Raw genomic sequence first — 26909 nt, 5'->3', positions numbered from 1 at the left:
TGCTCAGGAATATGGGCGCGCTGCAGGCGCGGCTGGCCGGACCGCTCCTGGCCGAGGAACGTACCGCGCACTGGCAGGACGGCCGGGTCGTCGGCAGGCTGCGGCGCGGGATCGGGGCGATCACGCTCTCCGAGACGCCCGTCACCCCGGACCGGGCGCAGGGGCGGGCCGCCGTCGTCCGGATGCTGCGCACCGAGGGTCTGGGGCCACTGGGGGTCTCAGAGGCGGCCGACACCCTGCGCCGGCGGCTGGCCCTGGTGCACCGGGTGCTGGGTGAGCCGTGGCCGGACGTCTCGGACGCGGCCCTGGCCGAGGACTGGGAGGCGTGGCTGGCGCCCGAGGTGGAGAGGCTGGCCGTCGGGGCGAGGACCGGTTCCGTGCACCTGGCCGAGGCCCTGCGGCGTCTGCTGCCGTGGCCCGATGCCGTCCGCCTCGACGAGCTCGTCCCCGAGCGGCTCCCGGTGCCCAGCGGCCGGACCGCCGCCGTGCGGTACCCGGCGGTGGGCGCCGGCGGGGAGGACGGTGACTCCGGCGCGCCCGTGGTGGCGGTCAAGCTGCAGGAGTGCTTCGGGCTGGCCGAGACCCCGCGGCTCGTGGACGGGCGGGTGCCGGTGGTGTTCCACCTGCTCTCCCCGGCGGGCCGGCCGCTGGCGGTGACCGGGGACCTGGCCTCGTTCTGGTCCGGACCCTACGCCCAGGTGAGGGCCGAGATGCGCGGACGGTACCCCAAGCATCCCTGGCCCGAGGACCCGTGGACGGCACCGGCCACCGCCAGGACGCGGAACCGCGGTTGAGGGCCCCCCGTGCCGTACCCTGTGGACTGATGAGTTTCGAACTCCCCTCCTCCGTGGACGTCCTCGTGGTGGGCGGCGGCCCGGCCGGGCTGTCCGCGGCCCTGTGGCTGGGCCGCTACCAGCGCTCCACCCTCGTGGTGGACGCGGGCCGGCCCCGGAACCGCCGTGCCGACCTGGCCCACGGGATCCCGGGCCGGGACCCGGTGGCCCCGGACGAGCTGCTGGCCGACATGCGCGCCGAGGTGGAACGGTATCCGGAGGTGTGCCTGCGATCCGGCACGGTCACCGACCTGCGGGGGAGTGCCGAGGCCGGGTTCACCGCCGTGATCGACGGGGCCCACCGGGTGACGGCCTCCCGGGTGGTACTGGCCGCCGGGGTGAGCGACCGGTTCCCCCGGGTGGAGGGGTTCGAGGAGCACTACGCGATCGACGTCCACCACTGCCCGGCCTGTGACGGGTTCGAGATCCGGGGCCAGGACGTCGTGGTGCTCGGCGCCGGGGACCAGGTGCCGGCCTTCGCCTCCGAGCTGCTGGACTGGGCGGCCACCGTGCGGATCGTCACCGACACCGCCGGTGAGTCCTTCGGCACCGACCAGCGCCGCAGCCTGGCGGAGCACGGCATCGAGGTGTTCGACGGGCCGGCGAGCGCCTTGGTCGGCGAGCCCGGCGAACTGGCCGGCGTGCTGCTGGAGGACGGGACGTGCGTGCCCGGGGCGTCGGTGTTCTTCTCCTACGCCCACCGCCCGCACCACGACCTCGCCGTGGGACTGGGATGCGAACTGGACGACGGCGGGCACCTGGTCGTCAATGGCTTCCAGCTCACCACCGTGGACGGGGTCTACGCCGCCGGTGACCTCACTCCGGGACTGCAGCTCGTGGTCATCGCCATGGGCCAGGGTGTCTCCGCCGGCGTCGCGTGCGCCACCTCGTTGCGAGGTATCGCCACCGAGGCCGGGCCGTGTCCGGCACCTCCCACGCGTCGATTCGCCCCCTTGCCCTAGCCGAGGACCGCAGCCACACACAGCCCCCCGCAGGGGGCCGCGGCCTCATCGGTGCTCGGTGGGCGGAACCGTTTCAGTCCCGCCCCGGGCCCGGGGCGGCCGTCCGTGGCCGGGGGTCCTGGGCACCCGAGTCGATCCAGTACCGCCGGATCCGGCGCTCGCCGACCGTCCGGATGTCCTCGAGCACGCCGCCGTTGGCCTCGATCACGGCCGCCGACCCGGCGTTGTCCTCGTCGCAGGTCACCAGGACGCGCTCCACCCCGAGCCCGGCCAGCCGCCGCACGGACTGGCGCAGGATCTCCGTGGCGTGACCGCGGCGGCGGTGCTCCGGGGCGACCGCGTAACCCACGTGGCCGTTGATCTCGAGCAGCTGCTCGTTCAGCTCGTGCCGAATGGACACCCGGCCCACCGGCACCCCGTCCACCTCGGCCACGAGGAAGTCCGAGCGCACCCACCCGGGCCTCAGGTCCTCCCCGGCGGCCTCCTTGCGCAGCGTCTCCAGCACCTCGTCCCAGGTGCCCTCCACCAACAGGATCTCGAAGCCGTCCGGCAGCACCTGCCCGTGCATCCGGCGCAGGGCCGCCTCGTCGTCGTGCCGCGGGGGCCGGAGGATCAGTGGCATGGCACCGATTCTCCCACCCGGGCCCGACCCTCGTGCCGCGCGTCCGGTCCTGGCCACGGGGCGCGGGCGGGACACCCGGATTGAAGCGGGACACGGGCGATGGCTACGCTCACCCCATGACCCGCTCCCGCGCCTTCGCCCAGGTCGACGTCTTCTCCGCCACGCCCTATGGGGGCAACCCCGTGGCCGTGATCCTCGAGGCCGACGGCCTCGGCGAGGAGGAGATGGCGCGGATCGCCCGCTGGACCAACCTGTCCGAGACCACCTTCGTCCTGCCGCCGACCGCGCCGGGTGCCGACTACCGCCTCCGGATCTTCACCCCCGGAGGGGAGCTGCCCTTCGCCGGACACCCCACGCTGGGCTCGGCCCACGCCTGGCTGGAGCACGGCGGCACGCCGCAGGACCCCGGCCGGATCGTCCAGGAGTGCGCCGCCGGCCTGGTCACCCTGAGGAACGACGGCGGCACGCTCGCCTTCCAGGCGCCGCCCACCCTCCGCTCCGGTGATCTCGACCCGGCGGACCTGGAGCGCGCCACCGCGGCCCTCGGGGTCGGCCCGGACCAGGTGCTCGCCCACCAGTGGGTGGACAACGGACCGGGCTGGGCCGTCGTCGTGCTCCCGGACGCGCAGGCCGTGCTGGGGATCGAACCGGATCTGAGCCTGATCCCGGACCTCAAGCTCGGGGTCATCGGCGCGTACCCGGCCGGGTCCCGGTGCGCCTTCGAGATCCGGGCGTTCGTCCCGGACATCGGCGTGAGCGAGGACCCGGTGACCGGCAGCCTCAACGCCTCGGTGGCCCAGTGGATGCTCCGCACCGGGGCGGTCAGCGGGCGCTACCGGGTCTCGCAGGGCACCGTGCTGGGACGCACGGGCGAGGTGGAGATCACCTGCACCGAGGACGGCGAGGTCTGGGTCGGCGGGGCGACCGCCACGTGCTTCGCCGGCACCGCGCTCGCCTGAGGCTCCCGGACGCCGGGGACCGTCAGGCCACCGGCTAGCCCTCCGGCAGCACCCAGGTGTGCACCGGGTGACCGGTCCGCATGTGCCTGCCGTACTCCTGCACCAGCCGCGCCAGGGCCTTGCCCCGGGACAGCCCGGACTCCTCGAACCGGCCCAGCGAGCGGGTCATCCAGGTGGCGCCGTTCTGGCCGGTGCGGATCCGCCCGGTCAGCACCTCCAGGTACCGGTCCGCCACCGCGGGGTCCACGTCCAGCATCTCCAGGCCCCGACGGGCGGAGGGCAGCAGGTACCGGTCCAGCAGCTCGGTCACCGGCACGTCCCCGTAGCCGGGCCAGTAGACCGAGGCGTTGAGCCCGTGCCGGGCGCAGTCGTAGAAGTTGGTCCGTGCCACCGAGAAGGACATCCGCTCCCAGGGGGACTCCTCGGTGTCCACGAGGTACTTGACCAGGCCGAAGAAGAACGCCGCGTTGGCCACCATGTCCACCACCGTGGGACCGGCCGGCAGCAACCGGTTCTCCACCCGCAGGTTGGCCGGCCGCGCGGGCACGGTGCCGGCCTCCGTGGTCGACTCGTCGCGGCCCGGGTCGTAGATGGGGCGGTTCCAGCGGTACACGGTGCCGTTGTGCAGCAGCATCTCCGGCAGGGCCGGCGCCCCCGAGTCCAGCGGGCCGGTGTCCGACGCCCGCTCCGGCAGCAGGGCGGGGAAGAAGGCGATGTTCTCCTCGAACAGGTCCTCGATCCCGTCGATCCAGCGCTCCCCGAACCAGACCCGGGGGCGCACGCCCTGCCGGGCCAGCTCCGGTGCCCGGGTGTCCACGGCCTGCTGGAACACCGGGATCCGGCTCTCCGTCCACAGCTTGGCGCCCAGGAACAGCGGCGAGTTCGCGGAGAGCGCCACCTGCGGACCGGCCATGGCCTGGGCGGCGTTCCACACCGGCCCGAACTTCTCCCGGGTCACCTCCAGGTGCAGCTGCATGGAGGTGCAGGTCGACTCGGCGGCGATGTCCTTGGCGTAGTAGGAGAGGTGCTCGGGACCGTCGATGTCGATCAGGATGTCCTCGCCGCGGGCCTCGAGCACCGCGGTGTTCAGCGCCGCGTAGCGGTTGCCCTCGCTGATCCAGCGCTCACCGGAGAGGTCGTCGCCGTCGATGGTGGGCAGGATCCCCACGGTGTACAGGTGCGCCCCGGCACGCACGGCCCGGTCGTCCGCCCGGACCAGCTCCGCCCGCAGGGACTCCTCCAGGTCCGTGAGCCCGTGGCCGTGGATGGTCAGGGAGGGGTGGTTCAGCTCGATGTTGTAGCGGCCCAGCTCGGTCTGGAAGGCCGGGTCGTCGATGGCCGCGAGCACCTCGTGGTTGAGCGGTGCCGGCTGGAACTCCTCGTCCACGAGGTTCAGCTCCAGCTCCAGGCCGATGCGCCCGGCCCCCGCGAAGTCCTCCGTGGCCAGATAGGCCTTCAGCTCCTCGAGGGACGCCTCCAGGCGCTCCCGGTAGCGCGTCCGATCGGAACGGGTGTACGTACTCGACTCGACCTCGGTGCCCATGCCCTGAAGCGTAGGGCATCGGCCCCGCGCCAGCACCGCCACCACACCACCGGTGCGCCGGACGCCCGCCCCGGCCGGGGGAGGAGCCGGCCGTTCCGCGGGGCCGGCGCGCGCCCGCGTGGCCACGGACATGCCATGTGGGACGGGGGTCGGTGGGCGGGTGCTCGCGGAGCATGTCTTGGGAAAACTCCCAGTTCATGCATAGGCTTCCCTCCAGACGGTCCCCCGTGGCACGGTGGAACCGGTTCCCCCTGGGAGCCCTTCCGCTCAGCCGGGTGAGCCGTAGAGGTGGAACCGGACCGGAGGTGCGCGACTGATGAGGCAGGCCCGAGGGAATGGCGGTGCCGCCCGCCGAACGGCGGGGATGGCGATGATGGCCTCGGCGGCGCTGCTGCTCGCAGGGTGCGGCCCGGCGGAGGAGACCCCGGTCCTGACCTGGTACACGAACCCGGACGACGGCGGCCAGGCCGCGATCGCGCAGAAGTGCTCCGATGCGGCCGGAGGCGCCTACCGGATCGAGACCTCCATCCTGCCCAACGACGCCGCCTCCCAGCGCGAGCAGCTGACCCGCCGCCTGGCGGCCGGCGACACCTCGATGGACATCATGTCCCTGGACCCGCCGTTCATCCCGGAACTGGCCGAGCCCGGTTTCCTGGCGGTGCCGCCGTCGGAGGTGGCCGAGGCGACCACGCAGGACACCCTCGAGGGGGCCCTGGCCGGGGCCACGTGGCGGGACACCTTGGTGACCGTCCCGTTCTGGGCCAACACCCAGTTGCTCTGGTACCGCAAGTCGGTGGTCGAGGAGGCCGGGCTGGACATGGACGGCCCCGTGACCTGGGACCAGATGCTCCAGGTCGCCCGGGACCAGGACAAGGAACTGGGCGTGCAGGGCGCCCGGGCCGAGGCCATGACGGTCTGGCTCAACGCCTTGATCGAGTCCGGCGGCGGGCAGATCATCGAGAACCCGGAGGCGCCGGCGGACGAGGTCGAGATCGGCCTGGACAGCGACGCCGGCCGGAAGGCCGCCGAGATCATCTCCACCATCGGCACGGAGGGCCTGGGCGGCCCGGGCCTGGCCACCCAGCAGGAGAACGAGGCCATGCTGCTGTTCCAGGGGGACAGCGGCTCGTTCATGGTGAACTGGCCGTTCGTCTGGCCCGCCACCAACGCCTCGGCGGAGGACGGGTCGGTCCCGGCCGACCTGCCGGAGGACATCGGCTGGGCCGTCTACCCGAGGACGTCCGAGGACACGGAACCCGCCCCGCCGCTGGGAGGCATCAACCTGGGCGTGGGCGCCGCCTCGCAGCAGCAGGACCTGGCCTGGGACGCGATCGAGTGCATCGTCTCACCGGAGAACCAGACCGAGTACTTCGTCACCAACGGCAACCCGCCCTCCAGCGCGAGCGCGTTCGACGACCCCTCCGTGCGGGAGCGGTTCCCCATGGCGGAGACCATCCGTGAGTCACTGGAACTGGCCGCGCCCCGGCCGCAGACGCCGTACTACAACGAGGTCTCCACCGCGATCCAGCAGCGGTACACGCCGCCGGCCAGCGTGGACCCGGAGACCACCCCGGCCGAGACCGGCCAATTCATCCAGGAAGTGCTGCGAGGGGAGTCGCTGCTGTGAGCTCTATTCCCACGACCGTGCCCGCCGTCGACACCGAGGCGCCCGGCGACACGTCCACCGGCCGGGGGCGGCGGAAGGCCCCCAGGTCGGAACGGGCCAGGGCCGAGGCCCGGTTGGGCTGGTGGCTGGCCGGGCCCGCGTTCTTCATCATGGTCGCCGTCATCTTCTACCCGGTCCTCCAGGCCTTCTGGGACTCGTTGTTCAGCTACCGCCTCACGGCGCCCGAGGAACGCGAGTTCGTGGGCCTGTCCAACTACGGGGTCATCTTCAGCGACCCGGTGTTCTGGAGCGCCCTGGGCGTCACGACGCTGATCACCGTGGTCACCGTGTTCGTCGAGCTGATCCTGGGCTTCATCCTGGCCATGGTCATGCACAAGGCGATCAAGTCCACCCGTGGCCTGGTCCGCACCGTGATCCTGGTGCCCTACGGCATCATCACCGTGGTCTCGGCCTTCGCCTGGTACTACATGTTCAGCATCGACTCCGGCTACATCAACAACTGGTTCAGCTGGGTGCCCGGTTTCGACGGCCAGCTCAACTGGTTCGCCCAGGGCGGTTCGGCGCTGTTCGTCATCATGTTCTCGGAGATCTGGAAGACCACCCCGTTCATCTCGCTGCTGCTGCTGGCCGGCCTGGCCCAGGTCCCCGACGACCTCTCCGAGGCGGCCGCGGTGGACGGGGCCAGCTGGTGGCAGCGGTTGTGGCGGGTCATCCTGCCGAACATGAAGGCGGCCATCATGGTGGCCGTGCTCTTCCGGGCGCTGGACGCGTTCCGGGTCTTCGACTCGATCTTCATCATGACCAATGGCGCCTATGGTACCGAGGTCCTCTCCCTGCTCGCCTATCGCACCTCGATCGGGCGACTCGAGATCGGCCTCGGTTCGGCCATCTCGGTCGTGCTGTTCCTCCTGGTCGGACTGCTGGCACTGATCGCAGTGAAGGGCTTCAACGTTGACCTGGCAGGCGGACGGGGAGGACGCAAGTGAGCACCGAGACACTCACCCCGGAAGAGGTCGAGGGGCAGCGGCGTGCCCGGCGGGCCAAGCGCAACACCTCCATCGGCTGGTGGGTCATCACCATCGTCGTGGCCGTGTGGTGCCTGTTCCCGGTGGCCTCCATCCTGGCGACCAGCTTCAAGACCCCGGGGGAGTTGTCCAACGGGAAGTTCCTGCCGGACAACCCCTCGACCAGCAACTACGAGGAGATCCTGGTGGGTGACTCTCAGGAGCTGTTCCTGAGCGCCCTGTGGAACTCGATCGGCATCTCGATCATCGCCACCCTGATCGCCGTGGTCCTGGCCACCCTGTGCGCCTACGCGATCGCCCGGCTCGACTTCCCCGGCAAGAAGATCGTCCTGACGGTCTCCCTGATGGTGTCCATGTTCCCGGTGATCTCGCTGGTCACCCCGCTGTTCAACCTGTGGCGCAGCATCGGGCTGTACGACACCTGGCCCGGCCTGATCATCCCCTACCTGTCCCTGACGCTGCCGATCGCCATCTGGACCCTGGCGGCGTTCTTCCAGCAGATCCCCTGGGAGCTGGAGCAGGCGGCCCAGGTGGACGGGGCCACCCCGCTGCAGGCGTTCCGCAAGGTGATCGTGCCGCTGGCGGCGCCGGGGGTGTTCACGACGGCGATCATCGCGTTCTTCATCGCCTGGAACGACTTCGTCTACGGCATCTCACTGACCTCCACGGAAGCGGCCCGTCCGGTTCCGGCGGCACTGGCGTTCTTCACCGGTGCCTCGCAGTTCGAATCGCCCACCGGTGCGATCTCGGCTGCGGCAATCATCGTCACCATTCCCGTGGTGCTGCTGGTCATGCTCTTCCAGAAGCAGATCGTCGCAGGCCTGACCTCGGGCGCGGTCAAGGGCTGAGCGCAGGAAACGAAAGGGAATCCACATGGCCTCCATCACCCTCAAGAACATCGTCAAGAAGTATGACGACGGCTTCCCGGCCGTGAACAACGTGTCCCTGGACATCGCCGACGGGGAGTTCGTCATCCTCGTGGGCCCGTCCGGTTGCGGGAAGTCGACCCTGCTGCGGATGATCGTCGGGCTGGAGGACATCACCTCCGGCGAACTGCAGATCAACGGCCGGCGGATGAACGAGGCCGCCCCCAAGGACCGCAACCTGGCGATGGTGTTCCAGAACTACGCGCTCTACCCGCACCTGACGGTGTACGAGAACATCGCCTTCCCGCTGCGCCTGGCCAAGGACACCAACGGTGGGGGATCGGTGGACGAGAAGGTCCAGCGGGCGGCCAAGATGCTCGAACTCACCGAGCACCTGGACCGCAAGCCGGCGAACCTCTCCGGCGGCCAGCGCCAGCGCGTGGCGATGGGACGGGCGATCGTGCGGGAGGCGGACGCGTTCCTGTTCGACGAGCCGCTGTCCAACCTCGATGCCAAGCTCCGCGGCCAGATGCGGGCCGAGATCGCCCAGCTGCAGCGCTCGCTCGGTGTCACGAGCGTCTACGTCACGCACGACCAGACGGAGGCGATGACCCTGGGGGACCGGGTGGCGGTGCTTAAGAAGGGCATCCTGCAGCAGGTCGCCAGCCCGCGCGAGCTGTACGAACAGCCGGTCAACCTCTTCGTGGCCGGTTTCATCGGGTCCCCGTCCATGAACTTCCTGCCTGCCACGATCACGGAGGGCTCCGGCGGGACCGTGCTCTCGACCCCGATCGGTGACATCCCCATCCCGGCCGACCGGGCGGCCGTGGCCCAGGGCAAGGACCTGGTCCTGGTCGGCGTCCGGCCCGAGTTCTTCGAGGACGCGACGCTGGTGGACGAGGCCAAGATGTCCAAGGGCTCTGTGTTCACCGCTGAACTGTCGCACCTGGAGTGGCTGGGACACGAGCAGTACGGGTACATCGAGTTCGAGCCCGACGAGAAGGTGCGCCGCCTGCTGTCCGACCTGGCCGCGGACATGGACGCCGACGAATTGCGCCCGCAGGTCGTCACGACCCTCTCCGCCGAGTCGAGGGTGCGACCGGGGCGGCCCGTCGAGCTCTGGGTGGACACCTCGCGGATCCACATCTTCGACCCCGAGTCCGGGGAGAACCTCACCCGGGACGCGGAGGCCGGCGCGGAACTCACGCGGATGGCGGCCGAGGAACGCGAGCGGGAGTTGGCGGCCGCGAGGGAGCGGGACGCGCAGAAGGCCTGACCGGCCTGCCGGGGCCGCGGATCGCGTCCCCGGCAGGTCCCTGGCCCCGAGGGCCTGGGCCCGCCAGGACCGGTTCGGTGGGGCCCCGTCAGGCGGTGGCGTCGCGGTGCTTCGCCGCCAGTTCCACGTAGGTGGCGGAGTTGGTGCCCAGGGAGGCGACCTCCTCGTCCGTCAGTTCGCGGCGGACCTTGGCGGGCACTCCGGCCACGAGTGAGCGCGGGGGGACCACGGTCCCCTCGAGCACCAGGGCGCCGGCGGCCACCAGCGACTGGGTGCCGATGACCGACCCGTTCATGATGGTGGCGGACATGCCCACCAGGCAGCCGTCCTCGACCGTGGCCCCGTGGACGACGGCGGAGTGGCCCACCGAGATGTCGTGGCCCAGCGTGCAGGGGAAGCCGGCGTCGGCGTGCAGGACCACGTTGTCCTGCAGGTTCGTCCTCTCGCCCACGCGGATCGGGGCGCTGTCCCCGCGGGCGGACACGCCGTAGAAGGCGGAGGACTGCGGACCCATCGCCACGTCCCCGGAGAGGGTGGCGGTGGGGGCCAGGAAGACGGACTCGTGGACGGACGGCGTGGCGCCGGCGATCGTGATCAGGTGTGCCATGTCACCAGAGTAACCATGTCGTCCCCGCCGGGGGCGCCGAGGGGCCACGCCCCCCAGCGCCGCACGGACCGGGTCATTGTCTCTGGTCAGTCGAAGACGACGGTGCGGTTGCCGTCGAGCAGGACGCGGTGCTCGGCGTGCCAGCGCACGGCCCGGCACAGCGTGGAGCCCTCGACCTCGCGGCCGAGGTTGACGAAGTCGCGGGCGGACTGGGCGTGGGTGACGCGCTGGACCGTCTGGTCGATGATGGGGCCCTCGTCCAGGTCCGGGGTGACGTAGTGGGCGGTGGCGCCGATGAGCTTGACGCCGCGTTCGTGGGCCTGGTGGTAGGGCCGGGCGCCCTTGAAGGAGGGCAGGAAGGAGTGGTGGATGTTGATGGCCTTGCCGCCGAGCCGGCGGCACAGGTCGTCGGAGAGCACCTGCATGTAGCGGGCCAGCACCACGAGCTCGATGTCGTAGATGCGCACGAGCTCCATGAGCTTGCGCTCGGCCTCGGCCTTGTTGTCCGTCCCGTCCTCGTTCTTCACCAGCGGGATGTGCACGTAGGGGATGCCGTAGAAGTACGCCATCGGCTGCAGTTCGAGGTGGTTGGAGACGATCACCGGGATGTCGATCGGCAGCGTGCCGGTCCGGTGCTGGAACAGCAGGTCGTTGAGGGTGCGCCCGTCCTTGGAGCACATGACCAGGGTGCGGGTCTTCCGGGAGGCCTCCCACAGGCCCAGCTCCATGTCGAACTGCTCCTCGACGGGCGCCAGGGCCTCGCGGACCCGCTCCAGCGGCTCGCCGGTGTTGAACTCCACCCGCATGAAGAAGCTGCCGGACTCGGGGGAGTCGAACTGCTTGGACTCGGTGATGTCAGCATCCACCGACAACAGGGCGCCCGAGACGGCGTGGACGATGCCTCGGGTGTTGGTGCAGGACAGCGTCAACACCATCTTGCTCGGGGACGCAGTCGACTGAGAAGCGCTCATGCTCGGATCCTATACCTATCGTCATAGTGGTGTACACCACATATCGGCGTGTAGGGGAAGGGTACTCCGGACGGGGAGGACGCGAAGGCAACGCCCGAGTAGGGGCGGGTCTGTGGCGGGAGAGGAGGGGAAGCGCTCAGGCATGGGGCTGGGCTGCCGCCTGTGGCACAGTGGGCCGCATGAGGTCACCGACGGCCCCGCCGCGGTGACGGACGCCGGGCGGAGGCCCTGCCCGGTGTCGTCCCGGCCCCTGCAGAAGGACACGTCATGAACGACCAGCAGATCCTCTGGCTCATCATCGCCCTGGTGGTGCTCATCCTGATCGTGGTGATCGTCGTCATCGCGGGGAACCGCCGGCGCGCCCGCAAGCGCCAGGCTGACCGGCAGGAGGCGGAGCGGATCCGCCAGCAGGCCGTGCGCCAACAGGAACTGGCGGCAGCGGAGGCGCGCGCGGCGGAGTCCGTGCAGCGCGAGGCCGAGACCGCCGAGGAACGCGCGCGCCAGTTGCGTGCCGAGGCCGAGGAGCGGCAGCAGGAGGCCGATTCCGCGGCCAGCGCGCTGGAGGCGCAGCTGCGGGAGGCGGACCGGAAGGACCCGTCCGTGGACACCGATCGGGAGGGCCGGCGCCGGGATGGCTCGGACCCGCTCGAGGAGCTGGGGGAGCGGGACCGGCCCGGCTCGCACGCCGGCGTCCTGCCGGCGGAGCACGACGACGCCCGCGTGCCGGACGCGGACGGCGAGCCCCCGGCGAGGCGGGACGACGTCGCGGGAGACCCCGTGACCGCACCGCCGCAGGGTCGCCACGCTGCCCCCGTGGCGGCGGATCGGCCCACCCAGTCGCAGCCCGACGTCGTACAGGACGTGGACAACTGGTCTGCGGGAGACGGGGAGACGGTCGTCGACCGCCCGGCCGAGGAGCCGCGATCGGTCGAGGACGCCCGCCCGGAGGCGGACACCCGCCCGGAGGCGGACGCCCGCCCGGAGGTGGACACCCGCCCGGAGGTGGACACGCGCCCGGTCGAGGACGTCCGGCCGGAGGCGGACACGCGCCCGGGTGAGGAGGCTCCCCCGGTCGAGGAGACGCGCCCGAGGGGTGAGGCAGGCCGCGCCGACGAGCCCGTGAGCGGTGAGGAGGGCCAGGCCGGCGACGCGCACGAAGCGGACGAGGCCGACGCGCGCGACGACGGTCGCGGCGGGAGCCACGCCGCCGGACGGTGAGCCGCTGACGGATCGTAGACCGTCCCGGGCCGCCGGGCGACCGCCGAGGAACGACCGCCAAGGAGCACGGCGGGGCATGCCACCGACCGTCGGTCCACGACGAAGGGCTGGCACCTGCCCACGGCAGGTACCAGCCCTTGTCTTGTACGGCTCATGTCCGGCCCGGCGGGACCGTCCGGTCCCGGTGGGTCACGCCGGCGATGCCGTCCCGGGCCGCCGCGGCGCCCCGGGGGTCAGCGGTGACCGCGGGATCAGCGCGCGGAGGCCCCGACCGTCTCGCCCGCGTCGACGCCCATGCCCGGGACGGTGGCCCCGTCCAGGTTCGACTTGACGGCGTCCTCGATGCGCTGGCCGATGGTGGCGTCCACGTTCTTCCAGTACTGGAAGGCGTTGGACAGCACGGGCTCCTGGACGCCGTCCAGGGCTCCGGCGACGGTCTGCACGAAGCGGTCGCGCTGGGCGTCGTCGAACACCTCGTTCAGCAGGGTCCGGGGCTGGCCGAAGTCGTCGTCCTCGGTGTGCAGGGCGTAGGCCGACCGGACGAGCTCGCCGTCGTTCTCCCAGCTGACGTCCACGGCACCGGTCTCGTCCGACCACGAGCTGCCGAAGGAGTTCGGGGCGTACACCGGGCGGGCGCCGGAGTGGTCGTACCACATGTTGCCCTCGAAGTTGTAGGTGTGCACCTCGTTGACCGGCTTGTTGACCGGCAGCTGCTGGAAGTTGGTGCCGATGCGGTAGCGCTGTGCGTCCTGGTAGGCGAAGTTGCGGCCCAGCAGCATCTTGTCCGGGCTCATGCCCATGCCCGGCACCATGTTGGCCGGGGAGAACGCCGCCTGCTCGATCTCGGCGAAGTGGTTCGTCGGGTTCTCGTTCAGGGTCATGGTGCCGACCTTGATCCGCGGGTAGTCCTTCTTGGACCAGGTCTTGGTCAGGTCGAAGGGGTTGAACCGGTAGGTCTTGGCCTCCTCGTACGGCATGACCTGGACGTACAGGTCCCACTGCGGGAACTCGCCGCGCTTGATGGCCTCGAACAGGTCCTGGCGGTGGTACTCGGCGTTGGCGCCGGCCAGCTGCTCGGCCTCCTCGTTCGAGAGGGACTCCACGCCCTGGCGGGACTCGAAGTGGTACTTCACCCAGAACTTCTCACCGGCCTCGTTGACCCACATGTAGGTGTGGGAGCCGTAGCCGTTCATGTGGCGCCAGGTGCTGGGCAGGCCGCGGTCGCCCATGAGGTAGGTGACCTGGTGGGCCGACTCCGGGTTGTTGGTCCAGAAGTCCCACTGCATGGTGCCGTCGCGCAGGCCGGAGTCCGGCAGGCGCTTCTGCGAGCGGATGAAGTGCGGGAACTTCATGGGGTCGCGCACGAAGAAGACCGGGGTGTTGTTGCCGACGAGGTCGAAGTTGCCCTCCTCGGTGTAGAACTTCAGGGCGAAGCCGCGCACATCACGCCAGGTGTCCGGGGAGCCCAGCTCGCCGGCGACGGTGGAGAAGCGGGCCAGCATGCGGACCTTGGCGCCCTTCTGGAACAGGGCTGCCTTGGTGTAGCCGCTGACGTCCTCGGTGGTCTCGAAGACACCGAAGGCGCCGGAGCCCTTGGCGTGCGGCCGACGCTCGGGCACGTTCATCCGGTTGAAGTGCTGCAGCGTCTCCACGAGGTGGCTGTCGTGCAGCACGATGGGGCCGTTGCTGCCGACGGTCAGCGAGTTGCGGTCGCTGACGGCGGGGATGCCGGCCTGGGTGGTCGAACCCGTTGCATGCGGAGTGGTTTCCGTCATCACGTTCTCCTTGGTCGGGGATGGTGGGTTGGGTGGGTGAAGGTCCGGTCAGCCCTGGTGGGCGTCCCGGGGGCTTGGGGTGCCGGCGGCACCGGCGTCCTGGGCGGCGCAGTCGGCGCAGAGTCCCTGGTAGACGACGTCGGCCACCCGGATGGCCATGCCGTGCGCGTCCGCGGGGGTCAGGCACGGTGCGTGCCCGACGGCGCAGGCGACGTCCTCGATGCGACCGCACCCCGTGCACACGGCATGGTGGTGGTTGTCCGCCACCCGGGTCTCGTAGCGCGCCGGGGAGTTGGCCAGGTCCAGCTGGCGCAGCAGTCCCGCGTCCGTCAGGGAGTGCAGCACGGTGTAGACCGACTGCACGGTGATCTCCGGCAGGGACTGCCGCACGGCCGCCAGCACCTGGTCCGCCGTGGCGTGCGGGGTACGCTCCAGGGCGTCCAGGACGGCCAGTCGCTGCTTGGTGACCCGCAGGCCGGACGAGCGCACCCGCCCAGCCCAGGGCAGGGAGGCGGCACCGTGTGCGGTGCTCTCCTCCGGTGCCCGGACAGGCTCTCGCCGGCTCGCTGAACTCATGGCCCCCACTATGCCATATTCTGAGTTACTCATAAATAGGACCGCCGGTGAACCGGTGATGAACGGCCGGGACGCCCTCAGAGACAGGCCGCGGCCTGGACCGCCGCACGGCGGCCGGCCCGGGTGGCGCCGATCGTGGAGGCCGACGCGCCGTAACCGACCAGGAACAGCCCGGGCATCTTCGCCACCGTCACGCCGTCGCGCTCCATCCGCACGCCTCCGCCGCGCTCGCGGACGTGCAGCGGGGACAGGTGATCCAGGGAGGCGCGGAACCCCGTGGCCCACAGGATCGTGTCCACCGACGTCTCCCAGGTGGTCAGCGGGTCCTCCGCGGACACGGCCGTGCAGGCCCGGCCGGTCAGCGCGGGCACCCGGTCCAGCCCACCGGAGGCCAAGCCCCCGGGCGCCAGCAGGCGGTCGGCGACGTCGCCCTGGGAGGGGACCCGGCCGCCGTCGGGACCCGGCCCGTCCAGCACGGCGCCACCCGGGGTGATGCGGCGCAACGGTCCCCGGCTGACGAGCACGCCCGCGGCGATCCCCGCCAGGTACTGGTCGGTGACGGGCAGCCCGGTCGCGGCGACCACGGACAGCGGCGGCAGGCCCATGGTGGTGCGGGCGGACACGGAGGACTCCACGTCCACGCCCCACGAGGCGTCGAGGAACCGGTCCGTCCAGTCCGGGGCGCGGCGCGTGGTCCAGACCGTGGTGGCGCCGGCCTCGTGCAACTGCAGCAGGAACTGCAGGGCCGAGGTGCCACCACCGACCACCAGCACGCTCCGGCCGGTGAAGTCCTGGGCCGCCGTGAACCCGCGCGTGTGCAGTTGACGGCCGGTGAACTCGGCGATGCCCGGGTAGTAGGGCACGTACGGGCTGTCCCAGGTGCCGGTCGCATTGATCACGGTCCGGGCGCGCCACTGCCGTCCGTCGGCCGCGGTGACGGTGAAGACCCCCTGGAGGTGGTCCACGCTCCGCACGTCCACCGGCCGGATCACGGGCAGCGCCAGCTGTTGCTCGTAGGCGCCGTAGTACCGGGACACCACGCGACTGGCCGGTTCCCGGGGATCGGGCGTGCCCAGCGGCATCCCGGGCAGGTCATGGATCCCGTGTGCGGCGTCGAAGGTCAGTGCGTCCCAGCGGTGTCGCCACGCCCCTCCCGGACCGTCGTTGGCGTCCAGCACCACGAACCCGGTGCCGGGCTCCACCCGCTTGCGGAGCAGCTGCCCGGCCGCGCTCAGGCCCGCCTGGCCGGCTCCGATCACGACGGCGTCGAGCAGCTCTTCGGTGGAGGTCACGTCCCGCAGTATTGCAGGCGGTCAGCGCCCGTCACCACGCTACGATGGGGCGCAGGCCGCGACTGGCGCAGGTGGACCACCACCGGGAAGCGGCGCTGCGTGGTGCCGACGCCGTCGGCCCCGACCGGCGACCGGACCGCCCGCCTGGGTCCGGGCGCCAGACCAGAATCCCCAGACCATGCCAGCAGGAGCTTCTCGTGACCCAGCCGAACACCACGACGTCCGCGTCCCTCAGCAACCGTCCCCTGACCGACGTCGACCCCGAGATCGCGGCCGTCCTGGACCAGGAGCTGGGCCGCCAGCGGGACACCCTGGAGATGATCGCCTCCGAGAACTTCGTGCCGCGCGCCATCCTCGAGACCCAGGGCTCGGTGCTGACGAACAAGTACGCCGAGGGGTACCCCGGACGGCGGTACTACGGCGGCTGTGAGTACGTGGACGTGGCCGAGAACCTGGCGATCGAGCGGGCCAAGGCCCTCTTCGGCGCCGAGCACGTCAACGTCCAGCCGCACGCCGGCGCCCAAGCCAACGTGGCCCTGATGACCGCCCTCATGCAGCCCGGGGACACCCTGATGGGCCTGTCGCTGGCCCACGGCGGCCACCTGACCCACGGGATGAAGCTGAACTTCTCCGGCAAGAACTACAACATCGCCGCCTACGAGGTGGAACCGGACACCTACCGGATCGACATGGACAAGGTCCGCGAGAAGGCGATCGAGGCCAAGCCGGCCGTCATCGTGGCGGGCTGGTCCGCCTACTCCCGCCAGCTGGACTTCGAGGCGTTCCGCTCCATCGCGGACGAGGTGGGGGCCAAGCTCTGGGTGGACATGGCCCACTTCGCCGGGCTGGTCGCCGCGGGACTGCACCCGAACCCGGTGCCCCACGCCGACGTCGTGACCTCCACCGCGCACAAGACCCTCGCCGGGCCCCGCTCGGGCTTCATCCTCTGCAGGGAGGAGTACCGCAAGAAGATCGACTCGGCCGTGTTCCCGGGTCAGCAGGGCGGCCCGCTGATGCACGCGATCGCGGGCAAGGCCGTGGCCTTCAAGATCGCCGCCTCCGAGGAGTTCGCCGAGCGCCAGCGCCGCACCATCGAGGGCGCCCAGATCCTGGCCGAGCGCCTGATGGGGGCCGACGTCACCGAGCACGGGGTCTCCGTGCTGACCGGTGGCACCGACGTGCACCTGATCCTGGTGGACCTGCGCCACGCAGAGCTCGACGGCCGCCAGGCCGAGGACCTGCTCCACGAGGTCGGCATCACCGTCAACCGCAACTCCATCCCGTGGGACCCGCGCCCGCCGATGACCACCTCCGGCCTGCGCATCGGCACCCCGGCCCTGGCCACCCGCGGCTTCGGGACCGAGGAGTTCGCCGAGGTGGCGGACATCGTCGCCCAGGCCCTCAAGCCGGGCCCGGACCTGGAGGCCCTGAAGGCCCGCGTGCAGAAGCTCGCCACCGACTTCCCCCTGTACGAGGGCCTCGAAGGCTGGTGACACGTCCCCACCGCATCACTATGGTGATAGATATATCTTCGGCCGACCCCCGCAAGGAAGCGTGATCCAGCCATGACCGCACAGAAGCTCGACGGCCGCGCCACGGCCGCCGCCATCAAGGAGGACCTCACCCGGCGGGTGGAGGTCCTGCGCGGGCAGGGCATCGTGCCCGGTCTGGGCACCATCCTGGTGGGCGAGGACCCGGGTTCCCAGTCCTACGTGGGGGGCAAGCACCGCGACTGCGCCGAGGTGGGCGTGGCCTCCATCCGGAAGGACCTGCCCGCCTCGACCACCGAGGAGGAGCTCCTGGCCGTGGTCGAGGAACTCAACGCGGACGAGGCCTGCACCGGGTACATCGTGCAGCTGCCGCTGCCCAAGCACATCGACACCGACCGCATCCTCGAGGCGATCGACCCGGCCAAGGACGCCGACGGGCTGCATCCGATGAACCTGGGGCGCCTGGTGGCCTCGGTCGGCGGGGAGCTGGACTCGCCGTTGCCGTGCACCCCCAAGGGCTGCGTGGAGCTGCTGAAGCACTACGGCATCGATCTCAACGGCAAGGTGGTCCTGGTGATCGGCCGCGGTGTGACCATCGGCCGACCCGCCGGGCTCGTGCTGACCCGCCGTGACGTCAACGCCACCGTGGTGCTGGCCCACACCGGCACGAAGGACCTCAAGGCCGAACTGGCCCGCGCGGACGTCATCATCGCCGCGGCCGGGGTGGCCCACATGGTCCGGCCGGAGGACGTCAAGGACGGGGTGATCGTGCTGGACGTGGGCGTCTCCCGCGTCGAGGGCGAGGACGGCAAGGCCCGGATCACCGGCGACGTGGACCCCGGCGTGGCCGAGAAGGCGTCCTGGATGGCCCCGAACCCCGGCGGTGTCGGCCCGATGACCCGGGTGATGCTGCTGGCCAACGTGGTCGAGGCCGCCGAGCGCGCCGCGGCCGCCGGCGGCTGGACGGAGCCCGAGCGGGACTGAACCGCGCGGGGCGCCGGCGGGAGCATTCTTCATGCCCCGATGGACTGGTCATCCCGGCAGGACATGGTGATGCGTCCATCCTGCGATGAATCCGGGCGAACACGCCGAAGGCCGGCCCACCCCTGACGGGGAGGGCCGGCCTTCGGCGTCGTCCCGGCCGGGCCGGGGGGCGGGTTCAGGCGGAGACCTTCTGCGGCGCCGGAGCCGGGCCGAAGACCGTGGCGCCGGTCTCCTGCTCGGCCTGGTTGTGGATGGACAGGTCGATGCCCCGGCGGTCGCGCACGAGGCTCACGGCCGCCAGCGCCACAAGGACCGCCACCAGGAGGTAGACGGAGATCGCCGTGGAGCCGCCCGTCCGTTCCAGGAGGGCCTGGGCGATCATCGGGGCGAAGGCGCCACCGAGGATCGCGCCGATCGCATACGAGATGGACACCCCGGAGAAGCGCACCGAGGCCGGGAACAGCTCGGAGTACAGCGCCGCCTGGGGGCCGTAGGTCAGGCCGGTGCCGATGCAGACCAGGAACAGGGCCAGGTACAGCATGCCCAGCTCGCCGGTGTTGATCAGCCAGAACAGCGGGAAGACGCACAGGGCCAGCCACGCGTAGCCGATCTGGTAGGTCAGCTTGCGGCCGATCCGGTCCGAGAGCAGGCCGGCTGCCAGGGTCGAGCAGAACCACACGGCGGCGGCGAACGTCATCGCCACCAGCACGTCGGTGGAGTCCAGGCCGACGGCCTCGCCCGTCGCGTAGGACGGGATGAACCCGCCCGTCGACATGTAGCCGACGGCGTTGTTCCCGACGAAGACCAGGGCCGCGATGAGCACCAGGTGCCAGTGCTTGCGGAACAGCTCGACGACGGGCACGGACTCGCGCTGCTTGGCCTCGGCGATCTCCTGGAACACGGGGGACTCGTCCACGGCGACCCGCACCAGGTAGCCGACGGCGATGAGCACGATCGAGGCGATGAACGGCCAGCGCCAGCCCCATTCCACGAAGGCAGCACCGGGGGAGACCACACCGGTCATCAGCGCCGTCACGCCGGTGGCCAGGAGCAGGCCCAGGGGCACGCCGAGCTGCGGGACGGCACCGGCCAGGCCGCGACGCTCGGCGGGGGCGTGCTCCACGGCCATGAGGACCGCACCGCCCCATTCGCCGCCGGCGGAGATGCCCTGCAGGACGCGCAGCAACAGGAGCAGCAGCGGCGCGGCGATGCCGATCGCCTCGAAGGTGGGCAGCAGGCCGATCAGCGTGGTGGCCCCGCCCATCATGACCAGGGTGACCACGAGGATCACCTTCCGGCCGAGCTTGTCCCCGTAGTGGCCCGCCAGGAACGCCCCGAGGGGACGGAAGAGGAAGGAGATGCCGACCGAGGCGAAGGTGATGATCTGGCTGAAGCCCGCGCCCGCAGGGGCGAAGAACAGGTCACCGAACACCAGCGCGGCGATGGTGGCGTAGATGAAGAAGTCGTACCACTCGACGGTGGTGCCGACCAGGGTGGCCGCGGCGACCCGCCGCTGATTGGCACGGGGCCTGGTCATGGTGCTGGAAGCTGTCACGTCTGGAAACCTCGGTGGTGGATGTTCAGGTGGCCGGCCTCGTGGACCGGTGGCGGGGGCCGTGAGACCCGTCACGCCGACCCACAGATCGTATATGATCCTGGTCTCGCAGGAGTGAGACCCCTGTCACCGTCGTGTCATGAGGCCGCGATGCAGGACCGCGGCGCGTTGGGCCGCCGCCCCGGCGCCCGGGACGATGCCGAGCGGCCACCCGCTGGTCTAGGATCGCGCAGGTGAGACGTGAGTCCCGTGACGCCCGTCGCGCGGGGTCGGTGGCGGTGACCGGCGTGCCCGCGGGGCCTCCTGCCGCCGTGATCGAGGCCCGGGGGCTGGTCAAGCGCTACGGGGACTTCACCGCCGTGGACGGCATCGACTTCGCCGTGCGCCCGGGGGAGTCCTTCGGACTGCTCGGCCCCAACGGGGCGGGCAAGTCCACGGTCATGCGGATGATCGGCGGCGTCTCCCAGCGCACGGCCGGGACCCTGTCCATCATGGGCCTGGACCCGGAGCGCAAGGGCCCGGAGGTGCGGGCGCACCTGGGTGTGGTGCCGCAGCGGGACAACCTGGACGAGGAGCTCACGGTCCGGGACAACCTGATCGTCTACGGCCGGTACTTCGGCCTGCCGTACTCCTACCTGCGGCCCAAGGCCATGGAGCTGCTGGAGTTCGCCCAGCTCACGGACCGTGCGGACACGAAGGTCGACGACCTCTCCGGCGGCATGAAGCGCCGCCTGGTGATCGCCCGCGGACTGGTCAACGAGCCGCGGATCCTGCTGCTGGACGAACCCACCACCGGACTGGACCCGCAGGCACGGCACATCCTCTGGGACCGGCTGTTCCGGCTCAAGGAGCAGGGCACCACGCTGGTGCTCACCACGCACTACATGGACGAGGCCGAGCAGCTGTGCGACCGGCTGATCGTGGTGGACCGGGGGCGGATCATGGCCGAGGGGTCCCCGGCCCAGCTCATCCGCCGGCACTCCAGCCGGGAGGTGCTCGAGGTGCGGTTCGGCGCGGACCGCAACGCCGCGGTCGCGGCCCGGCTGGAGCGCGAACTGCCCGGCCGCCCCACCGTGACGGGTGCCCCGCTGGCGGACCGGATCGAGTCCCTGCCGGACCGGGTCCTGGTCTACGCCCGCGATGGCGAGGCGGCGCTGGAGGCGGTCGCCGGCCTGGGCCTGGAACCGGTCACCTCCCTGGTGCGCCGGTCCTCCCTGGAGGACGTGTTCCTCACCCTGACAGGTCGGAGCCTCGTTGACTGAGCCGCCCGCCCCGGTACGGCAGCCCGGGGGGACGGCGGACCCCGAGGCCGTCCTCGTGGAACGGGTCCATCGCAGCGGGAGGCTGCCCCTGACACCGGCCGAGTCCGCCGCCCGGGCGCGCCGGACCGGGCCCTGGTACTACGCCGAGCACTACCTGCGGACCATGCGCAAGTACGGCGCGGTGATCGTGTTCGAGGCGCTGGGCGAGCCGCTGGTCTACCTGCTCGCCATGGGCGTGGGCCTGGCCTCGCTGATCGACGGGGGCGAGCAGGTCCTGGACGGCGTCGGCTACGCGGCGTTCATCGCCCCGGCCCTACTGGCCGCGGGCACCCTGATGGCCGCCGCGGTCGAGTTCACCTACCCGGTCATGGACGGCTTCACGTGGCACCGGCTCTACTACGCCCCGCAGGCCTCGCCGCTGCAGCCCTGGCAGATCGCGGCCGGCCACGTCCTCGCCGTGCTGCTGCGCTTCGTGGTCCAGTCGGCGCTGTTCCTGGTGGTCATGCTCGCCTTCGGGGTGGTGAGCAGTCCCTGGGGCTGGGTCCAGGTCATCACCGGCACGCTCGGCGGGCTGGCCATCGGCCTGCCCATCATGGCCTTCTCCGCCTCCCTGAAGCGGGACGCCGGCCAGTACGCCCTGCTCCAGCGGTTCCTGATCATGCCGCTGTTCCTGTTCTCCGGGACGTTCTACCCCCTGGCCACGCTGCCACCGGTGCTGCAGTGGATCGGCTGGCTCTCCCCGCAGTGGCACGCCGCCCAGCTGGGCCGGGTGGCCTCGTACGGCCTGGACGAACCCGTCTGGCTGACCGTGCTGCACGTGGCCTACCTGCTCGTGCTCACGGCCACCGGATGGGCGCTCGTGCACAGGATCTACACCCGCCGGCTGGGATGGGTGCCGGGCCGGGAGGATCCCGACGCCGTCCCCGCCGGCCGGCGCGGGATCGCCCACCTGCGTGCCGGGTGGGCACGGATCCGGACCGCGGACAGCGCCACCCCGGCGGAGGACACGGGCGCGGACCGGACCGTCCCGGCGATGCCCCCGATCCGGGTGCGCACCGGACCCGGGGCCGGGATGTACGGCGGCAACGTCCGGGCCGTGCTGGAGCGAGGCTTCCGGGCGTTGAAGACCTCCAACTGGGCGATCTTCGCCTCCGGCTTCTTCGAACCGGTGCTGTACCTTCTCAGCCTGGGCCTGGGGCTGGGCGGGCTGGTCGGGCAGGTCGAGGGGCCGGGCGGGCCGGTCGGCTACGGGCAGTACATCGCCCCGGCACTGCTGGCCGTCTCCGCCATGAACGGGGCGATCTACGACTCCACCTGGAACGTGTTCTTCCGGATGCGGATGTCCAAGCTCTACCAGACCATGCTCAACACCTCCCTCGGCCCGGTGGACGTGGCGCTGGGGGAGATCACCATGGCCCTGATCCGGGGCGGGCTGTACTCGGTGGCGTTCCTGGTGGTGATGGCCGGCCTGGGGCTGGTGGCCAGCTGGTGGGCGGTACTGCTGATCCCGGCCGCGGTGCTGATCGCCTTCGCGTTCGCGGCGGTCGGCATGGCCGTGACCAGCTACCTGACGACCTTCCAGCAGATGGACTGGATCATGCTGGTGCTGATGCCGATGTTCCTGTTCTCGGCCACGTTCTTCCCGCTGTCCGTCTACCCGCAGGCGGTGCAGTGGCTGATCCAGGCCCTCCCCCTGTGGCACGGGGTGGAGCTGATGCGCCAGCTGAGCGTGGGGGTCCTCACCCCGTTCACGGCCGTGCACGTGCTGTACTTCGCGGTGATGATCGTCCTCGGCCTGGTGTTCACCTCGCACCGGCTGCGGGCGCTGTTCCTGCGCTGAACCGGTCAGCCGGCGGGGGAGTCGTCCGGCAGGGACAGGGTCCCGTTGCGCCGGCGCCGGAGCAGGTCGACGACGCCCGCGAGCAGCGTGACGGACAGGAAGCCGGCCACCACCGCCACGGCGGCCACGGCGGCCTCCCCGTAGACCAGCTGTCCCGGTTCCGCCCCGTCGCCCCGGACGCCGAGCGCGGCGTAGAAGGCCGCGGTCACGGCGGACAGGCCGATGGCCGTCATCACGCGCTGGGCGGTCTGGGAGACCCCGCCGGCCGCTCCGGCCGCGCGCAGCGGGACGTCGTGCATGGTCAGCACCTGGGTGCTGGTCATCACCAGCGCCTGGGCAGGGCCCAGCAGCGCCAGGGCGGCGGCCAGGGTCCAGTACGGCCACTCACCGGCGGCGATCCGCTGGAAGGCCGTCCCGCCCAGGGCCATGGCCACCAGGGACAGGAGCGAACCGGCCACCACGAACACCGGACCGAGGCGGTGGACGAATCCGCCGATGGTGGGGGAGAGCACCATGATCAGCAGGGACGCGGGCAGGCTGGTCAGGCCCGCGGCCAGGGCCGGCAGTCCCAGGCCCTGCTGGGTGACCATGGCCTGGACGGCCCAGAGCCCGGGGGTCGCGGCCAGGAAGGCCGCCGTGGCCACCGTGCCGATCGTGAACGAGGGGATGCGGAACAGCGAGGGGTCCACCATGGGAGCGCGGCCCGTGACCGCCTGACGGGACTTCATCCGCGCCTCCCACCACCACCAGAGCCCGGCGAAGGCGGCCGAGGCGGCCAGCAGGTACCAGGTGCCCGGCAGGATGAACGGCACCATGATCCCGACGACGGCCGCGGCCAGCAGCAGCGCGCCCACCGGATCGAGGGCGGCCAGGGAGCGGTCCGCCTCCGCCGACCGAGGCCGCGCCGGCGGGTGCAGCCAGTACGCCGTCAGGGCGGCCGCGAGTAGCCCGATGGGCACGTTGACCAGGAAGGTGGCGCGCCAGCCCCACTCCGGGCCGAGCACGTCGACGAAGACCCCGCCCAGCGTGGGACCGATGCTCACCCCGAGCCCCACGATGGTGCCGAGCATCCCGTAGGCCCGTCCGCGCGCGCGGCCGTGGAAGACGTTCTGGATGATCCCGATGATCTGGGGGTTGAGCAACCCCGATCCCAGGCCCATCAGGATCCGGGCGAGGTTCAGCACCAGCGGGTCACCGGCCAGTCCCGAGGCCAGGGAACCGGTGACGAAGACGAGGATCCCGCCGATGAAGAGTGGCTTGCGCCCCCAGAGGTCGCCCGCCCGGCCGGCGGGCACCATGGACACCCCGAAGGCCAGCGAGTATCCGGCCAGCACCCACTGCAGGTCGGCGGCGCTCGCGCCCAGGTCCTGCTCGATCGCCGGCAGGGCGACGTTGACGATGCTCACGCTCATCAGGGACATGAACAGCGGCACCAGCAGCACCGTGAGGATCCGTGCCCCGCCCGGGGGCAGGGCGGCGCCGGCGCCGGGGCCGCGGGCGGGTGGCGGGCCGGCGGGCGGTGTGGTCACGGATTCTCCTGGGACGGTGCAGGTGGGGGTGCGGCGGCTGAGGCGGGTGCCGGCGGCGGGGGCGGCGCAACGGGGACGGCGGGGCGGCGCAGGCGGCGGCCCTGGACGAGCCAGTACACCGGGACCAGGACCAGCAGGAAGGCCGCGAGGGTCCAGTACAACCCGGCGGTTCCCTGCCCCTGGACGAGGATACCGGCCAGTAGCGGGCCCAGGCCCATGCCGGCGTCGATTCCCAGGAAGAAGGTCGAGGCGCCCATGCCGGCCCTCTCGCGGGGCACCTGGGTGACGCAGATGACCTGACCCGCGGACAGGAGCTGGCCGTAGCCCAGCCCCACGAGCACGGCGGCCAGCAGCAGCACCGCGACGTTCGGGGCGACGGCGATGACGGCCAGGCCCGCGGCGAACAGCACGAACGCCGGCAGCATCACCACGTTGGCGCCCCGGCGGTCCATGAGCGTTCCGGTGAACAGGCGGGAGACCAGCACCGTCACCGCGTACACGCCGAAGAACAGGCTGGCCGAGGCCCCGAAGCCGCGCTCCTGGGTGAGGGAGGCCAGGAAGGTGACGATGCCGGCATAGCCCAGGGAGTACAGGGCGCCGATCAGCGCGGCGGGCAGCGCGCCGGGCTCCACGAACCGCGCCCAGCCGGGCCGGGGCCGGCCACCCTCCGCAGCGGCCCGGGCCTCGGTGCCGGCAGGGTGGTCCGTGCCGGAGGGCTCCCGCGCGCCGGCATGGGCATCCCTGGGGCTGTAGTCCATGGCCAGCGCGATGAGCAGGCCGAGCAGGGACACTGCGGAGGCGGTGACGGCCATGACGCCGAAGTCGGTCCCGGACAGCGCCAGGCCGATCATCGGGCCGGCCGCGACACCGATCAGCGTGGAGGAGGAATAGTGGCTGGTGCCCTCGGACAACCGCGTCCCGGGGATCCGGTTGACGGCGGTGGCCGCGATCACCGACGAGCCCACGCCGAACGTCACGCCGTGGACCGTGCGCACCAGCAGCAACAGGCCGACGGTGGGCGAGGCCCAGTACAGCAGGGGAGCGGCCACGAACGCCGCGAAGGAGACCAGCAGCAGCGGCCGGGCGCCGAACCTCTCGATGAGGGGGCCCGCGAAGAACCGGGAGACGAGCGTGCCCACGATGAACACGGAGGCCACGGCCCCGCCGACCGAGTCGCCCACCAGGAACCGGCCCACCACGAAGCCGGCCACCGTGGAGAGCAGGAAGTGGATGTTGAAGAACATCATCACGTTGGCCAGGCAGGCCAGCACGAACCCCCGGTTCCAGAGGGGCATCCCCGCTGGCGGGGCCGGGGCCGGCCCGGAACCGGGCGTCGAGGGGATGCGGGACATACCTCACAGGATAGGCATTGGGGCGCCGGGCCGGGGCGGTCGGCCACGGGATGCGACGGCGGTGCCACGGGTGCGGGATAATCGGGGCATGCAAGCAGTGGAGAGTGGATCCCCCCGTCATGACAGCAGGCCGGGCAGCCGGACCCGGAACTGGGCCTCGAAGGGCAGCGGCATCACGTTCGCCGTGATGGTGGGCGTCCTGCTCGTGGCGTTGCTGTTCGCGGCCAACCAGAACGACGTCATCGGCTGGCTGCTCGTGGTCATCTCCGCCGGCTGGCTGCTGCTGGCGGTCCTGGTGGTGCTGGGCGTGCGCCGCGGTGCCAAGTCCGTGGACCGGCGGATGAAGGACATGTCCGCCTCCCTGGCCCCGCGGATCCCCGAGGCTCCCACCACCCGGGTGGATGCCGGCCGGGCCGCCGCGGACCCGATGCGGGACACCAAGCTGGACCACTCCTTCAAGATCGTCCAGGTGCAGGTGCGCGTGGTCACCGAGGAGATGGACAAGGGCGAGGCCGCCGACACGGACATGGTCGCCCGCGCCCTGGAGACCATCCACATCACCGCCTCCAACGCGCGCGACATGCTCAAGGAGTCCGGTGCCGGCACCGCCGGACCCGGGCGGCCGGCGTCGGGCTCCGGTTCCGGACGCGGCCCCGGCGCGGGGCCCGAGGGCCCGATCTCCGGCGAGGTCATCAACTGAACCGGCGCCGCCGGCCCGCGGCCTCGCCGCTGCGCGGTCGGCGAT

The 26909-nt window shown here is 71.5% G+C and carries 23 protein-coding genes; 13 read left to right on the top strand and 10 right to left on the bottom strand.

Annotation, left to right across the window (positions count from 1 at the left end; genetic code table 11):
- Positions 1-794 (top strand): ATP-dependent helicase C-terminal domain-containing protein (locus Q0283_RS01045; protein ID WP_298042043.1); only part of this gene is annotated, 794 nt, incomplete at its 5' end.
- A 29-nt stretch (positions 795-823) separates the two neighbouring features.
- On the top strand, positions 824-1795 hold the full coding sequence (locus Q0283_RS01040) for an NAD(P)/FAD-dependent oxidoreductase (RefSeq protein ID WP_183523484.1): 972 nt from the start codon (positions 824-826) through the stop codon (positions 1793-1795).
- A gap of 73 nt (positions 1796-1868) precedes the next feature.
- Here the strand turns inward: Q0283_RS01040 and Q0283_RS01035 are convergent, their stop codons facing one another.
- The gene (locus Q0283_RS01035; RefSeq protein ID WP_183523486.1) at positions 1869-2417 is read right to left on the bottom strand and encodes a GNAT family N-acetyltransferase; all 549 of its coding nucleotides are present in this window, start codon (positions 2415-2417) and stop codon (positions 1869-1871) included.
- A 116-nt stretch (positions 2418-2533) separates the two neighbouring features.
- Here Q0283_RS01035 and Q0283_RS01030 point away from each other — a divergent pair, with 116 nt between their 5' ends.
- On the top strand, positions 2534-3376 hold the full coding sequence (locus Q0283_RS01030) for a PhzF family phenazine biosynthesis protein (protein ID WP_183523488.1): 843 nt from the start codon (positions 2534-2536) through the stop codon (positions 3374-3376).
- 34 nt (positions 3377-3410) lie between these two features.
- On the opposite strand, the gene Q0283_RS01025 is transcribed toward Q0283_RS01030, so the two are convergent.
- Positions 3411-4919 carry a glutamate--cysteine ligase gene (locus Q0283_RS01025; RefSeq protein WP_183523490.1) on the bottom strand — a complete coding sequence of 503 codons (1509 nt, stop codon included), beginning with the start codon at positions 4917-4919 and terminating at the stop codon, positions 3411-3413.
- A 316-nt stretch (positions 4920-5235) separates the two neighbouring features.
- Between Q0283_RS01025 and Q0283_RS01020 the strand changes: the two genes are divergently transcribed.
- The 4 genes from Q0283_RS01020 (at position 5236) to ugpC (ending at position 9713) form a co-directional block, all read left to right on the top strand.
- Positions 5236-6546: an extracellular solute-binding protein gene (locus Q0283_RS01020; protein WP_298042039.1), complete on the top strand. Its 1311-nt coding sequence runs from the start codon at positions 5236-5238 to the stop codon at positions 6544-6546.
- Positions 6547-6563: 17 nt separating this feature from the next.
- On the top strand, positions 6564-7532 hold the full coding sequence (locus tag Q0283_RS01015) for a carbohydrate ABC transporter permease (RefSeq protein WP_183528122.1): 969 nt from the start codon (positions 6564-6566) through the stop codon (positions 7530-7532).
- A 71-nt stretch (positions 7533-7603) separates the two neighbouring features.
- Positions 7604-8419 (top strand): carbohydrate ABC transporter permease, encoded by an 816-nt coding sequence (locus Q0283_RS01010; protein WP_029139356.1) that lies wholly within the window; start codon positions 7604-7606, stop codon positions 8417-8419.
- A gap of 25 nt (positions 8420-8444) precedes the next feature.
- Positions 8445-9713 (top strand): ABC transporter ATP-binding protein, encoded by a 1269-nt coding sequence (gene ugpC / locus Q0283_RS01005; RefSeq protein WP_183523494.1) that lies wholly within the window; start codon positions 8445-8447, stop codon positions 9711-9713.
- A gap of 88 nt (positions 9714-9801) precedes the next feature.
- Here ugpC and Q0283_RS01000 read toward each other — a convergent pair whose 3' ends face one another.
- Both Q0283_RS01000 and purU read right to left on the bottom strand, forming a co-directional pair.
- Positions 9802-10320, bottom strand: coding sequence for a gamma carbonic anhydrase family protein (locus Q0283_RS01000; protein WP_183523496.1), 519 nt, complete (start codon positions 10318-10320; stop codon positions 9802-9804).
- An 86-nt stretch (positions 10321-10406) separates the two neighbouring features.
- Entirely contained in the window at positions 10407-11291 is an 885-nt protein-coding gene (gene purU, locus Q0283_RS00995) for a formyltetrahydrofolate deformylase (RefSeq protein ID WP_298042037.1), read from the bottom strand.
- Positions 11292-11558: 267 nt separating this feature from the next.
- Here purU and Q0283_RS00990 point away from each other — a divergent pair, with 267 nt between their 5' ends.
- Positions 11559-12509 (top strand): hypothetical protein, encoded by a 951-nt coding sequence (locus tag Q0283_RS00990; RefSeq protein WP_298042035.1) that lies wholly within the window; start codon positions 11559-11561, stop codon positions 12507-12509.
- 251 nt (positions 12510-12760) lie between these two features.
- On the opposite strand, the gene Q0283_RS00985 is transcribed toward Q0283_RS00990, so the two are convergent.
- The 3 genes from Q0283_RS00985 to Q0283_RS00975 form a co-directional block, all read right to left on the bottom strand.
- Positions 12761-14284 carry a catalase gene (locus tag Q0283_RS00985; RefSeq protein WP_183523500.1) on the bottom strand — a complete coding sequence of 508 codons (1524 nt, stop codon included), beginning with the start codon at positions 14282-14284 and terminating at the stop codon, positions 12761-12763.
- Positions 14285-14332: 48 nt separating this feature from the next.
- Positions 14333-14860 (bottom strand): Fur family transcriptional regulator, encoded by a 528-nt coding sequence (locus Q0283_RS00980; protein WP_298042033.1) that lies wholly within the window; start codon positions 14858-14860, stop codon positions 14333-14335.
- A gap of 77 nt (positions 14861-14937) precedes the next feature.
- Complete coding sequence (locus Q0283_RS00975; protein ID WP_298042031.1) at positions 14938-16152, bottom strand: NAD(P)-binding domain-containing protein; 1215 nt, start codon at positions 16150-16152, stop codon at positions 14938-14940.
- 197 nt (positions 16153-16349) lie between these two features.
- On the opposite strand from Q0283_RS00975, the gene glyA reads away from it, so the two are divergent.
- Positions 16350-17645, top strand: coding sequence for a serine hydroxymethyltransferase (gene glyA, locus Q0283_RS00970; protein ID WP_183523504.1), 1296 nt, complete (start codon positions 16350-16352; stop codon positions 17643-17645).
- A gap of 72 nt (positions 17646-17717) precedes the next feature.
- A complete protein-coding gene (locus tag Q0283_RS00965) occupies positions 17718-18626 on the top strand; it encodes a bifunctional methylenetetrahydrofolate dehydrogenase/methenyltetrahydrofolate cyclohydrolase (protein WP_183523506.1) in 909 nt (302 codons plus the stop codon).
- A gap of 175 nt (positions 18627-18801) precedes the next feature.
- Here Q0283_RS00965 and Q0283_RS00960 read toward each other — a convergent pair whose 3' ends face one another.
- Positions 18802-20163, bottom strand: a complete 1362-nt coding sequence (locus Q0283_RS00960; RefSeq protein ID WP_183523508.1) for an MFS transporter — start codon at positions 20161-20163, stop codon at positions 18802-18804.
- 290 nt (positions 20164-20453) lie between these two features.
- Between Q0283_RS00960 and Q0283_RS00955 the strand changes: the two genes are divergently transcribed.
- The gene (locus Q0283_RS00955) at positions 20454-21443 is read left to right on the top strand and encodes an ABC transporter ATP-binding protein (protein WP_183528126.1); all 990 of its coding nucleotides are present in this window, start codon (positions 20454-20456) and stop codon (positions 21441-21443) included.
- Positions 21436-23283: an ABC transporter permease gene (locus Q0283_RS17590; RefSeq protein WP_183523510.1), complete on the top strand. Its 1848-nt coding sequence runs from the start codon at positions 21436-21438 to the stop codon at positions 23281-23283. The genes Q0283_RS00955 and Q0283_RS17590 overlap by 8 nt, the downstream gene beginning before the upstream one ends.
- 5 nt (positions 23284-23288) lie before the next feature.
- On the opposite strand, the gene Q0283_RS00940 is transcribed toward Q0283_RS17590, so the two are convergent.
- On the bottom strand, positions 23289-24812 hold the full coding sequence (locus Q0283_RS00940) for an MFS transporter (protein WP_183523512.1): 1524 nt from the start codon (positions 24810-24812) through the stop codon (positions 23289-23291).
- Positions 24809-26164 (bottom strand): MFS transporter, encoded by a 1356-nt coding sequence (locus tag Q0283_RS00935; protein WP_183523514.1) that lies wholly within the window; start codon positions 26162-26164, stop codon positions 24809-24811. The genes Q0283_RS00940 and Q0283_RS00935 overlap by 4 nt, the downstream gene beginning before the upstream one ends.
- 88 nt (positions 26165-26252) lie before the next feature.
- Between Q0283_RS00935 and Q0283_RS00930 the strand changes: the two genes are divergently transcribed.
- A complete protein-coding gene (locus tag Q0283_RS00930) occupies positions 26253-26864 on the top strand; it encodes a hypothetical protein (protein WP_255459372.1) in 612 nt (203 codons plus the stop codon).
- The last annotated feature ends 45 nt before the right edge of the window (positions 26865-26909 follow it).

This window comes from uncultured Citricoccus sp. (genome assembly GCF_937871995.1).
In the GTDB taxonomy this organism is placed as follows: domain Bacteria; phylum Actinomycetota; class Actinomycetes; order Actinomycetales; family Micrococcaceae; genus Citricoccus.
This window is presented reverse-complemented; position numbering and strand designations above follow the sequence as displayed.